The 14,885-nt window shown below is 74.1% G+C and carries 14 protein-coding genes; 5 read left to right on the top strand and 9 right to left on the bottom strand.

Going from position 1 to position 14,885, the window contains the following annotated elements; all coding sequences use genetic code 11:
- Positions 1–49: 49 nt before the first annotated feature.
- Both ACFWIC_RS15085 and ACFWIC_RS15080 read right to left on the bottom strand, forming a co-directional pair.
- Positions 50–433, bottom strand: a complete 384-nt coding sequence (locus ACFWIC_RS15085) for a VOC family protein (protein WP_329883307.1) — start codon at positions 431–433, stop codon at positions 50–52.
- A 196-nt stretch (positions 434–629) separates the two neighbouring features.
- The gene (locus ACFWIC_RS15080; protein ID WP_329883308.1) at positions 630–851 is read right to left on the bottom strand and encodes a DUF6011 domain-containing protein; all 222 of its coding nucleotides are present in this window, start codon (positions 849–851) and stop codon (positions 630–632) included.
- 52 nt (positions 852–903) lie between these two features.
- Between ACFWIC_RS15080 and ACFWIC_RS15075 the strand changes: the two genes are divergently transcribed.
- Positions 904–1,680, top strand: a complete 777-nt coding sequence (locus tag ACFWIC_RS15075) for a TetR/AcrR family transcriptional regulator C-terminal domain-containing protein (protein ID WP_329952977.1) — start codon at positions 904–906, stop codon at positions 1,678–1,680.
- Between the two features lie 10 nt (positions 1,681–1,690).
- Here ACFWIC_RS15075 and ACFWIC_RS15070 read toward each other — a convergent pair whose 3' ends face one another.
- Positions 1,691–2,026, bottom strand: a complete 336-nt coding sequence (locus ACFWIC_RS15070) for a winged helix-turn-helix transcriptional regulator (RefSeq protein WP_380518691.1) — start codon at positions 2,024–2,026, stop codon at positions 1,691–1,693.
- Between the two features lie 232 nt (positions 2,027–2,258).
- Here ACFWIC_RS15070 and ACFWIC_RS15065 point away from each other — a divergent pair, with 232 nt between their 5' ends.
- A complete protein-coding gene (locus tag ACFWIC_RS15065) occupies positions 2,259–3,110 on the top strand; it encodes an SDR family oxidoreductase (RefSeq protein WP_329883369.1) in 852 nt (283 codons plus the stop codon).
- A gap of 197 nt (positions 3,111–3,307) precedes the next feature.
- Positions 3,308–4,345, top strand: a complete 1,038-nt coding sequence (gene rarD, locus ACFWIC_RS15060) for an EamA family transporter RarD (RefSeq protein ID WP_380518679.1) — start codon at positions 3,308–3,310, stop codon at positions 4,343–4,345.
- Between the two features lie 163 nt (positions 4,346–4,508).
- Here rarD and ACFWIC_RS15055 read toward each other — a convergent pair whose 3' ends face one another.
- From ACFWIC_RS15055 to ACFWIC_RS15045, 3 genes are all read right to left on the bottom strand, one after another.
- Positions 4,509–5,456: an ABC transporter permease gene (locus ACFWIC_RS15055; protein ID WP_380518676.1), complete on the bottom strand. Its 948-nt coding sequence runs from the start codon at positions 5,454–5,456 to the stop codon at positions 4,509–4,511.
- Positions 5,443–6,375 (bottom strand): ABC transporter ATP-binding protein, encoded by a 933-nt coding sequence (locus ACFWIC_RS15050; RefSeq protein ID WP_329883312.1) that lies wholly within the window; start codon positions 6,373–6,375, stop codon positions 5,443–5,445. The genes ACFWIC_RS15055 and ACFWIC_RS15050 overlap by 14 nt, the downstream gene beginning before the upstream one ends.
- A 153-nt stretch (positions 6,376–6,528) precedes the next feature.
- A complete protein-coding gene (locus ACFWIC_RS15045) occupies positions 6,529–7,842 on the bottom strand; it encodes an outer membrane lipoprotein carrier protein LolA (protein WP_380518673.1) in 1,314 nt (437 codons plus the stop codon).
- A 190-nt stretch (positions 7,843–8,032) separates the two neighbouring features.
- Here ACFWIC_RS15045 and ACFWIC_RS15040 point away from each other — a divergent pair, with 190 nt between their 5' ends.
- Positions 8,033–10,618 (top strand): bifunctional FO biosynthesis protein CofGH, encoded by a 2,586-nt coding sequence (locus tag ACFWIC_RS15040; RefSeq protein ID WP_329883314.1) that lies wholly within the window; start codon positions 8,033–8,035, stop codon positions 10,616–10,618.
- A gap of 117 nt (positions 10,619–10,735) precedes the next feature.
- Here the strand turns inward: ACFWIC_RS15040 and ACFWIC_RS15035 are convergent, their stop codons facing one another.
- Entirely contained in the window at positions 10,736–11,848 is a 1,113-nt protein-coding gene (locus ACFWIC_RS15035) for a tyrosine-protein phosphatase (RefSeq protein WP_380518670.1), read from the bottom strand.
- Positions 11,849–12,039: 191 nt separating this feature from the next.
- Between ACFWIC_RS15035 and ACFWIC_RS15030 the strand changes: the two genes are divergently transcribed.
- Positions 12,040–13,155 carry an ADP-ribosylglycohydrolase family protein gene (locus tag ACFWIC_RS15030; RefSeq protein ID WP_329883316.1) on the top strand — a complete coding sequence of 372 codons (1,116 nt, stop codon included), beginning with the start codon at positions 12,040–12,042 and terminating at the stop codon, positions 13,153–13,155.
- Positions 13,156–13,357: 202 nt separating this feature from the next.
- On the opposite strand, the gene ACFWIC_RS15025 is transcribed toward ACFWIC_RS15030, so the two are convergent.
- Entirely contained in the window at positions 13,358–13,567 is a 210-nt protein-coding gene (locus ACFWIC_RS15025; protein ID WP_329883317.1) for a DUF397 domain-containing protein, read from the bottom strand.
- Positions 13,564–14,427 carry a helix-turn-helix transcriptional regulator gene (locus ACFWIC_RS15020; RefSeq protein ID WP_329883318.1) on the bottom strand — a complete coding sequence of 288 codons (864 nt, stop codon included), beginning with the start codon at positions 14,425–14,427 and terminating at the stop codon, positions 13,564–13,566. Before ACFWIC_RS15020 ends, ACFWIC_RS15025 begins: the two co-directional genes overlap by 4 nt.
- Positions 14,428–14,885 lie beyond the last annotated feature (458 nt).

The raw sequence follows: 14,885 nt of genomic DNA, 5'->3' as shown, positions 1-14,885 counted from the left end.
GCCGGACGGCCGGGGGCGTCGCTCCGTCATGCGGCCGGAAGGCGGCCCGTCACGACTGTTCCGCCCACTCCACGAGCTGGATCACCACCCCGTTCGGGTCGGTGACCTGGAACAGCTTCTCGCCCCACGGCTCCTCGCGCAGGGCCATGGTGATCTCCGCGCCCTCGGCCCGCAGCCGGGCCTCCTCGGCGGCCACGTCGGTGACCACGAAGGCCAGGATCAGTCCGGCGGCGACCTGGTCGCGGAAGCCCTCCGGCAGCACCTCGATCCCGCGCCGCAGGAAGACCACGTTCAGCCCGGCGTCCTCCCGCCCGAGGGAGACGAACCCGTCCGACGCCATCTGCTCGGTGAACCCGAAGTGCTTCCGGAGGAACGACGCCGAGGCGTCCACGTCCTCGACGGTGAGCGAAACGGCGGAGGAGGTGATCTGCATGCTGGTCCCTCTCGTCGGCGATTATCCCGTACGCAGTACACTATACATAGTACGGAGAATTGCGCAAGGGCCGCCCCGGGCCGCCCCGGGTCGATCGGGAGGCCGGTCCCGGAGCGGGCGCGCCCGGCCGGGTCGGCCGGGGCGGGCTGGGTCGGCCGGCTGGGGCCGGGGCGGGCCGTCGGGGCGGGCCGCCGGGTTACGGCCGGCGGTCCGAGGCCCCGTCGAGCCCCGGCAGCGGGTCCTGGTCGACGTCGTGGCGGGCGACGCGATCCGCCGGGTCCCGGCATTCGGGGCCGAGGCGGAGGATGCGGGACTCGGGGTCGTGCAGGGGGCGGTGGCAGCGGCGGCAGGTGACCCGGGGGCGGACGAGGCCGGGGGTGTCGGTGAGCGGGAGGGGTTCGGGGGCGCGGTCGGTCATGGGGGCGACGGTAGCCCGGCGGCCGGGGCGGCGGGCGTGAAAGGATCGGCGCATGGCCAGTGACCGCAGCAGCGCAGGTGACCCGGCGCGGACCCTCGCGCTGCTCTGGGGCGTGACGGCGGAGGAGCGGCCCGGCCGCCGCGGGCCGCGTCAGGCGAAGTCCCCGGTGGAGATCGCGGCCGCGGCGATCGCGATCGCCGACGCCGAGGGCGTGGACGCCGTCACGATGCGGCGGGTCTCCCAGGACCTCGGGGTCTCGCCGATGGCGCTGTACACCTACGTACCGGGCAAGGCCGAGCTGCTCGACCTGATGCTGGACACCGTCTACGCGGCCATGCCCCGGAGCGTCCCCGCCGACGCGGGCTGGCGGTCGCGGGTCACCGCCGTCGCCGAGGACAACCGCGCGCTGCACCGGGCCCACCCGTGGACGGTGGCGGTCGCCACCAGCCGCCCGCCGCTCGGGCCGGGGCTGATGGCCAAGTACGAGTACGAGCTGGGGGCCCTGGCCGGAACCGGGCTGCCGGACGTCGAGCTGGACGCCGCGCTGACGCACCTGCTGGGCTTCGTCGAGACCTGCGCCCGGATGGCCGCCGACGGGCGGGCCGCGCGGCAGGAGAGCGCGATGTCCGACGCCCAGTGGTGGACCGCCAACGCCGCGCTGCTGGCCCGGGTCTTCGACGCCGAGCGGTATCCGGTGGCGGCCCGGGTGGGGAGCGCCGCCGGCGAGGCGTACGGCGGCGCGTACAACCCGGACCACGCGTACGCCTTCGGGCTGGCCCGGGTGCTGGACGGGCTGGCGGCGCTGATCGAGGAGCGTCGCGAGGGCTGAGCCCGCAGGCTCAGCGCCCGCGTGCGTCGTACTCGTCGCGGGCGGCCAGGACGGCGCCCACCCGCGCCTCCGACCAGTGCGCCAGGCCGGCGACCAGTCGGGCGGCTTCCCGGCCGAGCGGGGTCAGGCTGTAGTCGACCCGGGGCGGGATGACCGGGTACGCCTCGCGCAGGACGAAGCCGTCGCGCTCCAGGGTCTGCAGGGTCTGCGCGAGCATCTTCTCGCTCACCCCGGAGATCCGGCGGCGCAGTTCGCTGAAGCGGTAGCCGCGTTCGTCGAGCGCACCCAGGACCAGCACGCCCCACCGGCTGGTGACGTGCTCCAGCACGCCCCGGGACGGGCACATGCGGTCGAAGACGTCGGCCGGGGGCAGGGCGCGGTGCGGCGTGGCGAGTGGTCCGGCCAGGAGCTCGGCCAGGGGCTCGGCCGGAGGTCCGGCCGCGGTGCGGGCGTCGGTGGAGTTCATTACCTGCATGTCAGTACCCTACTTTGAAGTGCGTACTTACGAAAGGTTAGTGCCGCCCCTAGAGTGAGTGTCGAAGGCAGAAGTTCAACGGGCAACCACCACAGGGAGCAGCATCATGTACGTCGTCACCGGTGCCACCGGACAGCTCGGCCGCCTCGTCGTCGAGGGCCTGCTGGCCAAGGTCCCCGCGAGCGAGGTGGCGGTGGCCGTCCGTTCCGCGGAGAAGGCCGCGGACCTCGCGGAGCGCGGCGTGGCCGTCCGGGTGGTCGACTACAACCGGCCGGAGAGCCTGGAGAGCGCCTTCGCGGCCGGCGACCGGGTGCTGCTGATCTCGGGCAGCGAGGTCGGCCACCGGATCCCGCAGCACACCGCCGTCGTCGAGGCGGCGCGCGCCGCCGGTGTCGCGCTGTTCGCCTACACCAGCGCGCCGGGCGTGGCCACCTTCAAGCTGGCCGACGAGCACAAGGCCACCGAGGCGGTCATCCGCGAGTCCGGACTCCCGTTCGCCCTCCTCCGCAACGGCTGGTACACCGAGAACTACCTGGGCGACGCGGCCGGCACGGCCGAGCGCGGCGTGGTGGTCGGCAGCGCGGGTGAGGGCCGGATCGCCTCCGCCCCGCGCCGGGACTACGCCGACGCCGCGGTGGCCGTCCTCACCGGCGAGGGCCACGAGAACGCGGTGTACGAGCTCAGCGGCGACGTCGCGTGGAGCCTCCCGGAGCTGGCGGCCGAGCTGGCGCAGGTCTCGGGCAAGCCGGTCGAGCACCGTGACGTGACCCCCGCCGAGCACCTCGCCGTGCTGGTCGGCGCCGGGCTGCCGGAGGGCTTCGCCGGGATCCTGGTCGACGTGGACGCCGGCATCGCGCGTGGCGAGCTGGCCGGCACCCCGGGCGACCTGGCCCGGCTGATCGGCCGTCCGACCGCCCCGCTGGCGGAGAGCGTGAAGGTGGCGCTCGGGGCCTGAGCCCTTCGCGCGGGCGCCCGCCCCGGGTGCCCGCCCGTCGCACCGGGTGACCAGGTGAGCGGGCGGCTGCGATGCTGCGCCGCCGTGCCCCCGCCGCGACGACTGTCATGACCAAAATCCGAATACGGAGATGACAGCCTGCCCCCGTGCCCGCTACCGTCGCCTCGACACAGGCGCGCGCGGAGAGCAGGCGGTCCATGCCAGAGACAACCCAGCAGGAAGCCGGCCGAGGGCTCTGGTTCGGCGTCGCGGCGTACGGGATCTGGGGGCTCTTCCCGCTGTTCTGGCCGCTGCTGGAGCCCGGTGCCGCCGACGACATCCTCGCCAACCGGATGGTCTGGTCACTGGTCGCGGTGGTGCTCCTGCTCCTGGTCCAGCGCCACTGGGGCTGGATACGCCCGCTGCTGGGCCAGCCCCGCCGGCTCGCCATGCTGGGCGGGGCCGCCGTGGTGATCTCGGTCAACTGGGGCGTCTACATCTGGGCCGTCAACGCCGGTCACGTGGTGGAGACCAGCCTCGGCTACTTCATCAACCCGCTGGTCACCATCGCCTTCGGCGTGCTGGTGCTCAAGGAGCGGCTGCGCAGGGCGCAGTGGGTCGCGGTGGGCATCGGCGCGCTCGCGGTCGCGGTGCTGACCGTCGGGTACGGGCGCCTGCCGTGGATCGCGCTGACCCTGGCGCTCTCCTTCGCCACCTACGGCCTGCTGAAGAAGACGGTCGGGCTGAGCGGCTTGGAGAGCCTGGCGGCGGAGAGCGCCTTCATGTTCCCCTTCGCGCTCGGCTACCTGGTGTACCTGCAGGCCAGTGGCCGTGGCACCTTCGGGCACACGGTCGCCGGCTCGTTCGGCTGGGGTCACTCGGGGCTGCTGGTGCTCAGCGGGGTGATCACCGCGATCCCGTTGCTCTGCTTCGGTGCGGCAGCGGTCCGGGTGCCCCTGACCGTGCTCGGGCTGCTGCAGTACCTGGCGCCGATGTTCCAGTTCCTGATCGGTGTCACGGTCTTCCACGAGTCCATGCCGCCCGCCCGCTGGGCCGGGTTCGCCCTGGTGTGGGCCGCGCTCGCGGTGCTCACCTGGGACGCCCTGCGGCGCGTCCGGGCGGACCGGACGGACCGGGCCGCCGCCCAGGCCCGGACGGCGGCCGCCGCGGCCGCCTCCGCAGCCGTGGCCCCGGCCGACGCGGTGCCCTCCGGCACGACGCCGACCACCGGGCCCGCCCGGGCCACCACCGGCTGAGCCCGGTCACCCGCCGAACGGGGCGGCCGCGCCCTCGGCCCCGTCCCGAGGCCGTCCCGCGAGCGGCCCGGTCCCTCGTGACCGGGCCCCGCGACCCCCGCCGCCGGGCCCGCCACCGCCACCGTCCGCCGAGCGGACCGGTCCCGGCGCCGGTCCGGCCCCTTCAGGCCGTGATGTCCCGCGCGGTGAACCGGGACCACGCGGCCGAACCGAACACCGCCACGTAGCCGGCCTGCAGCCCGAGGTTCTTCAGCACGCCCTCCCAGTACATCGGCTCCCGCAGCAGGTCGCCGAAGGTGAGCCAGTGGTGGGTGAAGAGGAACGGCTGGATCGCGTGCAGCTGCGGGAAGCTGTCCAGGATCTGCACGGTGATCACCAGTCCGACGGTCGCCGCCATCGCCGCGATGCCGCTGCCGGTGAGCGTCGAGACGAACAGCCCGATCGCGACCAGCCCGGCCAGCGAGGCGGCCACCACGGCCGCCACCAGGACCGCCCGCAGCAGTGCGGAGCCCAGGCCGATCGTCTCCCCGGAGATCAGCGTGACGTCGCCGACCGGGAACAGCGCCGCCCCGGTGGCCACGGCCGCGAGCGCCACCGTCACGGTGGCCGCCAGGCAGAAGACCAGTCCGGCGGTGAACTTGGCGGCCAGCAGCCGGGTCCGCCCGGCCGGGGCGACCAGCAGGTAGCGCAGGGTGCCGGTGGCGGACTCGCCGGCCACCGAGTCCCCGGCGACCACGCCGACCGTCATCGGCAGGAAGACCGGCAGGGCCACGGCGAGCGCCGTGAACACCAGGAACAGCCCGTTCTGGGTGACCTGCGCGATGAAGGCCGGACCCTCGCCGCCGCGCGGCCCGTCCGTCTCGATCCTGACGACCGTGCCGATCAGGATCGGCAGCACCGCCAGGATCCCCAGCAGCACGATGGTCCGCACCCGGCGGAAGGTCAGCACCAGCTCGCTGCGGAACAGCGCCAGGAACCCGGCCGCCGTCTGCGGCCGCCGCCCGGGCGCCGGTCGCACCGCAGCCGCCGCGACACCGGACACCGCAGTCCCCGGAGCCGGGGCCCCGGACGGCACAGCCGCTGCCTTCTCCGGCACCTCAGCCCGCGACATCGAAGCCCTCCCCGGTCAGCGCCACGAAGGCGTCCTCCAACGTGCCCCGCTCCACCCCGAAGCCGTGCACCCGCACCTCGGCCGCGACGAGCGCCGCGCAGAGACCGGGCAGCGCGTCCTCGGCCAGGGTGCCCAGCTCGCCGTCGACCCGTTCCTCGCCGACCTGCACGCCGGCGACCTCGTGCGCGAGCAGCACCTCGGCCGCCCGGTGGGTGTCCGGGGTCCGGACCACCAGCCGGCCCCGGGCCCGGGCGGCGAGTTCGGCGACGGTGCCCTGCACCACCAGCCGGCCGCGCGACATCACCGCCGCGTGCGTGCAGACCTGCTCGATCTCGTCCAGCAGGTGGGAGGAGAGGAAGACGGTCGTCCCCTCCGCCGCGACCTCCCGGATCAGCGCGCGGATCTCCCGCATGCCCTGCGGGTCCAGGCCGTTGGTCGGTTCGTCCAGGACGAGCAGCTCGCGCGGCTGGAGCAGGGCGGCCGCCAGGCCGAGCCGCTGCTTCATGCCCAGGGAGTAGGCCCGGGCCTTCTTGCCGGCGGCGGCGGTCAGGCCGACCCGGTCCAGCGCCTCGGTCACCCGCTGCGCCCGGGTCCGCGGGTCGGCGGTCGGATCGGCCGCGTCGAACCGGGCCAGGTTGTCCCGGCCGGAGAGGAAGCCGTAGAGCGCCGGTCCCTCGATCAGCGCGCCGACCCGGGGGAGCACGGTGGAGACCGACTGCGGCATCGACTCGCCGAGCACGGTCGCCACGCCGGAGCTGGGGGAGATCAGGCCCATCAGCATCCGGATGGTGGTGGTCTTGCCGGAGCCGTTGGGTCCGAGGAAGCCGAAGACCGACCCCCGGGGGACGGTCAGGTCCAGCCCGTCCACGGCGAGCTGGCCGCCACGGAACCGCTTGGTCAGCCCCCTGGCTCTGATCACGTCGTCGGAGGAGGCGGAGGACGCGGGAGAGGAGGAGTGCGTCGATGTCGTCGATGTCGCGGAGGGCGAAGCGGCAACGGGGGCCGGGCGCGTCGTCGCGCCCCGGCCCCCGGCCGGCTCCGTAACGTCCCCCGTTACCGGAGCCTGGGTCACTTACTTCACCCCGGCCGCACTCTGCAGCACCGGCAGGGTCACCGCGCCCGCGAAGACCCGGCCGTCGTCGGTGACCAGCACGTTCAGCACCTTGGTGCTGATCAGCGAGCCCCCGGCGACGGGCTTGCCGAGCGACTTGACCAGCGCCAGCGGGTTCTGCGCGTTGCCCTCGCCGGCGCCCGGCCCGCGCCCGCCCTTGCCGCGCGGGCCCCTGCCCTCGGCCGGGACGAACACGTCGCCGCTGGGCAGCGCGGCGGAGAGCACCGCGGTCCAGCCCTCGCCGACCACGTTCAGGCCCTCCGCGGCGGCCTTCGCCCCGGGCGGGACCTCGGCCTTCGCGTCCGCGCCCGTCCGGTCCTCCGACGCCTTCTTCTCCGTCACCTTGGCGCCCTTGGGCACGGTGAACTCGAAGGTCTTGGCGGCGGGCCTGGCGAACGACACGTCGGTGAAGTGGACGTCCAGCACGGTGCCGCCGTCGGAGCCCCTGACCACCACGGCCAGCGGGACGCCGTTGTCGGCGGCCACCGCGATCCGCACCTCGCCGATGGTCGAGCCGGGCTGGGTGGGCTTCACGCTCAGCTGGTACGCCTTCTGCCCGGCCACGCTCGCGGTGCCGTCCACGGCCACGGCGGTGGTGCCCGCGCTCGCGGTGAGGAACAGCCGGGCCGCCTCCTGCGGGGTGGTCGGTGCCCCGGTCAGCGGCGTCCTGGCCTCGTGGCCGGCTCCCGGCCGCCCGGCCGGGCCGTCGGACCGGACCCCGCTCAGGTGGACCGCCTCGTTGGTGGCGCTGTCCCAGGCCCAGGCCTGGTCGCCGTTGCGGACCAGCTCGTACCCGGAGAGGTGCTCCAGGAGGCCGATCCGCTGCTTGTCCGGACCGTCGACCGCGACCCGCAGCGTGTGCTCACCGCCCAGCAGACCGGTCAGCTTGGACTCCGGCGAGGCCCCCGACGACTTGCCGCCACCGGGGCCGCCCGAGCCGATCCCGCCGGCCGCGGCGCCGAGCAGCTGGCTCGGCACGCCCAGGTCGGCCGAGACCGACACGGTGCCGGAGAGCGTCTCGGCCTGCGAGCCGAGGGCCTTCGCCACCACCTGTTCCGCCGTCAGCGTCGGAAGGTCCGGGGGCGAGGAGTCCGCCAGCGCCGGCCCCAGCCCCACACCGGCGGCGATCGTGGCGGCCACCGCCAGCGGAACCGCCACCCTGATCATCGTCCGGCGGCCCGACCGGTACGGCACGCCCTCCCGGAGCCCGTCCTGGAAGTCGTCCCGGAACCCGTCCGCCGAACCACCCACCGCGGTCGTCCTGTCGTCCGTCATCGCGTCCAACCCCTCCGTCAGTGACCGACTGTCCCTGTGTCTCCATTAGACGTCCCCGGACCGTTTCCGTCATCGCCCTGCAGGGCCAGATCCGGGTCGGTCTCGCGGCGCAGCCGACCCTGACAGCACCTCAGGGTCGGCTCCTCCGAACGTACGAGGAACGTGCGGGAACTGGCGTAGGGTCGCGAGCATGGACGCAACCAACATCCCGACCGCCAACGCGATGCGGCGAGCCCTGCGGCGGGCCCGGGACGGTGTCGCGCTCGACGCGACCGAGGCGGCGGTACTCCTCCGGGCCAGGGGCGAGGACCTGCGCGACCTCTGTGCGAGCGCCGCCCGGGTGCGCGACGCGGGCCTCGAAGCGACCGGCCGCCCCGGCGTCATCACCTACTCCAAGAGCGTGTTCATCCCGCTCACCCGGCTCTGCCGGGACAAGTGCCACTACTGCACCTTCGTGACCGTCCCCGGCAAGCTCCGCCGGGCCGGCCACGGGATGTTCATGTCCCCGGACGAGGTGCTGGAGGTCGCCCGCCGGGGCGCCGAGCTCGGGTGCAAGGAAGCGCTGATCACCCTCGGCGACAAGCCCGAGGACCGCTGGCCGGAGGCCCGCGAGTGGCTCGACGCGCACGGCTACGACGACACCATCGCCTACGTCCGCGCGATGTCGATCCGCATCCTGGAGGAGACCGGCCTGCTCCCGCACCTCAACCCCGGGGTGCTGAGCTGGACCGACTTCCAGCGGCTCAAGCCGGTCTCGGCCTCGATGGGCATGATGCTGGAGACCACCGCCACCCGGCTCTGGAGCGAGCCCGGCGGCCCGCACCACGGTTCGCCCGACAAGGAGCCGGCCGTCCGGCTGCGGGTGCTGGAGGATGCGGGCCGCAGCTCGGTGCCGTTCACCAGCGGCCTGCTGATCGGCATCGGCGAGACGTACGAGGAGCGCGCCGAGTCGCTGTTCGCGCTGCGCCGCGTCTCCCGGGCCTACCACGGCATCCAGGAGCTGATCCTGCAGAACTTCCGCGCCAAGCCGGACACCGCGATGCGCGGGATGCCGGACGCGGAGCTGGACGAGCTGGTCGCCACCGTCGCGGTGGCCCGGCACATCATGGGCCCGTCCGCCTGCCTCCAGGCCCCGCCGAACCTGGTGGACGGCGAGTACGAGCGGCTGATCGGCGCCGGCATCGACGACTGGGGCGGCGTCTCGCCGCTGACCCCCGACCACGTCAACCCCGAGCGTCCCTGGCCCCAGATCGAGAAGCTCGCCGAGCACGCGGCGGCGGCCGGCTTCGAGCTGCGCGAGCGCCTCGCCGTCTACCCCGAGTACGTGCGGCACGGCGAGCCCTGGCTCGACCCCCGGGTGCTGCCGCACGTCCGGGCGCTGGCCGACCCGGACACCGGCCTGGCCCGCCCGGACGCGGTGGTCACCGGGCTTCCCTGGCAGGAGCCGGAGGACCTGCCGGAGTCGTACGGGCGCACCGACCTGCACACCGCCGTCGACAGGGAGGGCCGGACCGGCGACCGCCGGGCCGACTTCGAGGACGTCTACGGCGACTGGGAGGTACTGCGCGAGCAGGCGGCCTCCGTCCCCGGGCCGGCCGGGGCGCCGGAGCGCCTCGACGCCGACGTCCGGGCGGCCCTCGCGGTGGCCGCCGACGACCCGACCGGGCTGACGGACGCGCAGGCGCTGGCCCTGTTCCACGCGGACGGCCCGGCGCTGGACGCGCTCTGCCGGATCGCCGACGCGGTGCGCCGCGACACGGTCGGGGACGAGGTCACCTACTGCGTCACCCGGAACATCAACTTCACCAACGTCTGCTACACCGGCTGCCGGTTCTGCGCCTTCGCCCAGCGCCGCACCGACGCGGACGCGTACAGCCTCTCGCTGGACCAGGTGGCCGACCGGGCCGCCCAGGCCTGGGAGGTGGGCGCCACCGAGGTCTGCATGCAGGGCGGCATCCACCCGGACCTGCCCGGCACCGCCTACTTCGACATCGCGCGCGCGGTGAAGGAACGGGTCCCCGGCATCCACGTGCACGCGTTCTCGCCGATGGAGGTGGTCAACGGCGCCACCCGGACCGGCCTCTCGATCCGCGACTGGCTGCAGCGGGCCCAGGAGTCCGGTCTGGACACCATCCCGGGCACGGCCGCCGAGATCCTGGACGACGAGGTCCGCTGGGTGCTCACCAAGGGCAAGCTGCCGGCCGCGACCTGGGTGGAGGTCGTCAGCACCGCGCACGAGCTGGGGATCCGCTCCTCGTCCACGATGATGTACGGGCACGTGGACACCCCGGCGCACTGGCTCGGCCACCTGCGGCTGCTCGCCGGGATCCAGCAGCGGACCGGCGGCTTCACCGAGTTCGTGACGCTGCCGTTCATCCACACCAACGCCCCGGTCTACCTGGCCGGCATCGCGCGGCCGGGCCCCACCGCCCGGGACAACCGGGCGGTGGTCGCGATGGCCCGGCTGCTGCTCCACCCGCACATCCCCAACATCCAGACCAGCTGGGTGAAGCTGGGCGCGGAGGGCGCGGCCGAGATGCTCCGCTCGGGCGCCAACGACCTTGGCGGCACGCTGATGGAGGAGACCATCTCGCGGATGGCCGGCTCGGCGTACGGCAGCTACAAGTCGGTCCGGGACCTCCAGGCGATCGCCGAGGCGGTCGGCCGCCCGCACCGGCAGCGCACCACGACCTACGGCGAGGTGCCGGCCGAGCGGCGGGCCGCCGCGCTCGCCTCGGACGGGCACCTTCCCGAGCTGCTGCCGCTGGTGGACTGACGGCCGAACCGTCCGGGCCCGTCCGGCCCGCCGTCCGCCTCGCGTCGGGCGGCGGGCATTCTCGGACAGTCGGACAGTCGGACAGTCGGACGGGGGCCGGAGGCTCGGGGGCCGGCCTCAGCCGACGAGAAGCTGGCTGCGCAGGTCGCGCAGGTCCCGCTGGTCCAGGCCGAGGCCGGACTTCAGGTAGCCGTCGAAGGAGCCGAACCGCTGCCGCACCTCGTCGAAGCCGGCGTTCAGGTACTCGGGCCGGACGTCCAGCAGCGGCTTGTAGACCGCCTGGTAGGCGGGCGGCAGCTGGGCCAGCGTGGCGGCGATCTCCGCGGCCCGGTAGGTGTTGCTGGCGAGGTAGTCGGCCTCGACCGTCTCGCGCGGCACGCCGAGCGCGGTGAGCAGGGCGGCGGAGGCCCAGCCGGTGCGGTCCTTGCCGGCGGTGCAGTGGAACAGGATGCCCTCGTCGTCACGCTCCACCAGGGAGTCGAGCACCGATCGGTAGGCGGTCCGGGCACTGTCGGCGGAGACCATGGTGCGCTCGGCGTCCACCATCGCCTGGACGGCGGCCTGCGGGGTGGTGACGTTGAACGCGCCGGTGTCGGCGGCGCCGAGCACGTTGGCGGAGACGGCGGTGGCACCGGCGGGGAGCCGGTCCGGGGCGGCCTTCTGCTCGGCCGGGGTCCGCAGGTCGAAGACGGTGCGGATGCCGAGGCGGCGGAGCTTGGCGAGGTCCTGGTCGGTGAGCCTGGAGAGGTCGCCGGAGCGGTAGACCACGCCCGTCCGCACCCAGCGGCCGTCGGTGGTGCGGTAGCCGCCCGCGTCGCGGAAGTTGGGTGCGGAGGCGAGGTGCAGCGAGCGGTCGGCGATCACCAGCGGGGCGCCGCGGTCGGGGACGAGCTCGAAGTACCAGCGGTCGGCGGCGGGCAGGCCGGTGACCGTCACGGTCGCGCTGCCGGCGCCCCCGGCGACGGGCCTGCGGTGGCGGATGTCCTCCGGGTCGGTGCCGGCGTAGACGGTGACGCCGCGGGCGCCGGGGGCGGTCCAGGTGAGGCTGAAGCTCCCGTCGGCCTGCTGGGTGGCGGTGGCGGCGGTGAACGGGACGGCGCGGGCGGCGTGGTGGGCGGCGGCCGGGGCGGGGGAGCCGGCCGGCGCGGCCGCGGCGAGCGCCGGGGTGCCGAGCGTCAGTGCGCAGGTCAGGGCGACGGCCGCGGTCAGGCGGGTGCGGGAGATGGTCATGGCCCGGGACGGTAGGCAGCCCGGGGTGGCGGTCCGTGGACGAGGCATGGCGGACCGGCGACATCGGGTGGAAGTGCTGGTGTTCCAGGGAGGCCCGCGACCCGTTCGGGCCTTCGAATACAGTGCGAGGGCGCGCGACCGGCCGTGCGTCGCGCGGTCCGCCCGCTTTCGTACGAAAGGCGCCCGTCGTGATGCCACTGTGGTCACGCGCACAGCAACAGGACTTCCGCAGCCGGGTGCGGGGCTGTCTGCTCGGCGGGGCGATCGGGGACGCGCTCGGCGCCGGCATCGAGTTCGACTCGCTGGAGAAGATCCGCGCCGCGCACGGCCCGCGCGGTGTGACCGGCTACGTCCCCGCGTACGGGCGGTTGGGGGCGGTCACCGACGACACCCAGATGGTGCTGTTCACCGTCGACGGCCTGATCCGCGCCCACATCCGCCGGGACACCGGCAGCTGGCACCCGCCCACCGACGTCCACCGCGCCTATCTGCGCTGGGCCGCCACCCAACGGGACTGGGGACCGGACGAACGCCGGTCCGACCTCGGCTGGCTCGGCCGGGAGGAGTGGCTGTACGCGCAGCGGGCGCCCGGGCAGGCCTGCCTGTCCGGGCTCTCCGGGGTGGACGCCGACCGGCTGGGCACCCTGGAGTCGCCGAAGAACCCGCACTCCAAGGGGTGTGGCACGGTGATGCGGGCGGCGCCGTTCGGGCTGCTCACCACCTGGGAGCCGGGGCTGGTGTTCCAGCTGGCGGTGGAGTGCTCGGTGCTGACCCACGGCCACCCCACCGGCTACCTCTCGGCGGGTGCGCTGGCGGTGATCGTCCAGACCGTGGCCCGGGGCGGCACCCTGGAGGAGGGGGTGCACCTGGCGCTCGCCCTGCTCTCGGAGCGGCCGGCGCACGAGGAGACGACGGCCGCGCTGCGGGCGGCACTGGACGCGGTGCGGGCCGGGGAGCCGTCCGCCGAGCGGGTGGAGGCGCTGGGGGAGGGCTGGGTCGCCGAGGAGGCGCTGGCGATCGGGGTGTACTGCGCACTGGTCGCGCACGACGTCCGGTCCGGGCTGCTGCTGGCGGTGAACCACTCGGGGGACAGCGACTCCACCGGCGCGATCTGCGGCAACCTGCTGGGAGTGCTGCACGGTGACACCGCGCTGCCGCCCGGCCTGGTGGTGGGCCTGGAGGGGCGCGGGGCGCTGCTGGAGCTGGCGGACGACTTCGTCCTGGAACTCCTGCACGGGCCCGAACTGCACAGCGCACGGACCCCGGAGGGCGAGGCCTGGTCGGCCCGCTACCCGGTGCTCGGCTGAGGCCGTCGGGCGGCGGGGCCGTCGAGCGACCGGGCCGTCGTGCGGCGGGGCCGTCGAGCGACCGGGCCGTCGTGCGGCGGGGTCCGGTCTTGACGGGTGCATGGCTCCGGACGCCCAGATGCCCGTAGCGGTGTCCGCCGCCCGGGAGAGGGCGACGGACACCGCTACGGGCACCTGGGCCGAGAAGCGGTGCGACGCGAGGTCAGAACCCGCCGAACACCCCGGCTCCGGCCTCGGTGGCGAAGACGTTCCAGGCCTCGGCGGAGAAACGCAGTTGCGGACCTTCGGGATCCTTGGAATCCCGGACCGCCACCGCGTCGGCGGCGGGCACCCTGATCTCCACACAGGCGCCGTTGCCGCCGCTGTGACTGCTCTTGTACCAGGTCGTCCCGTTCTCGAAGGTGGTGCTCATCCGTGGTATCCCTCTTCAATCGTGGCTATCAGCGACCGGCTCTCCGTCACCCCGAGCGCGGCTGCCCGCAGGTGGTCGTAGAGACTGGTATAGCGGCGCACGTCGGCTTCCTTCTCCAGGTAGAGATCGCTCGTCACCCCTTCGAAGTAGACAACCGTGGAATCGGCTGACTCGGGGAACTCCAGCAGGGAGAATGTCCCGGTCATGCCGGGGTGGGCGCCGTGCGCGAACGGGATGACCTGGATGGTGATGTTGGGGCGCTGGCTCAGCTCCAGCATGTGCTTCAGCTGGTCGGCCATCACGTCGCGGCTGCCGACCTCCCGGCGCAGCACCGCCTCGTCTATGACGGTCCAGAGGCTGCCCAGCTGGTTCTCGCCCTGGACGCGGTCCTGGCGCTTCATCCGGACCTGGACCCGGCGCTGGACGGAGAGCGCGTCGGTGTCCGGCTGGGTGCCCTCGACCACGGCCTGCGCGTACTGCTCGGTCTGCAGCAGCCCGGGGACGAAGGAGGACTCGTACGCCCGGATCGAGGAGGCCTCGGCCTCCAGCCCGATGTACACGCTGTAGGGGGTCGGCATGTCGTTGAAGTCGTGCCACCAGCCGCGCTGCCGGGACTCCCGGGCCATCTCCATCAGGCTGGCCCGCATCGCCTCGTCGGTGACGTTGTAGACGTCGCAGAGGTCACGGACGTCCCGCTGGCTGATGGAGCGGCGGCCGTTCTCCAGTCGGCTGATCTTCGACTGGGAGACCATCAGCCGGCCGGCGACCTCCTCGGCCGTCATGCTGAGGCCCTCGCGGAGCTTGCGCAGTTCCGAACCGAGGCGCCGACGGCGCACCGTGGGATTGATGTTCGCGGACACGTCGGCCTCCGGTCGGACTTCTGGTGATCGTTGGAACGGCAGTCCTCGGAACACTGTGGAAATCGGGATCAACCCCCCTGACGTTGTGCAGCATGTCACCTTGGATCAGGTCGGCGCCGGGTTATCACAGGAGCGCAGTAGAACAGATCATCGGAAAAGCGCTTCGGTGAGACAACGGACCCCCCGGAGTGGTAATGCGACTCCGCGGCCCGTTTCGGTGGTGCTGCGACGGCGGTGCGGACATCGTGCGGACGCGGCGCGGGGCCGCGCAAGTGCGGGTGGCACGTGCGGGGGCGGTATGCGGCCGAGGTGCGGACGACGTTCTGCGGGGGATCGGGCCGGGCCGAGTGGGGTCGGACCGCCCGTGGGGACGGCGGAGGGGGGGGGGGGGGGGGGGGCGGGGGGGGGGGGGGGGCCCCCCCGCCCGGGAGGTGGTCGGGGGGGGCGCGGGCGCGGGC

The organism is Kitasatospora sp. NPDC127035 (assembly GCF_042726075.1).
Taxonomy (GTDB): domain Bacteria; phylum Actinomycetota; class Actinomycetes; order Streptomycetales; family Streptomycetaceae; genus Kitasatospora.
The sequence above is the reverse complement of the archived record's forward strand: the minus strand, read 5'-3'. Positions and strand labels throughout refer to the sequence as shown.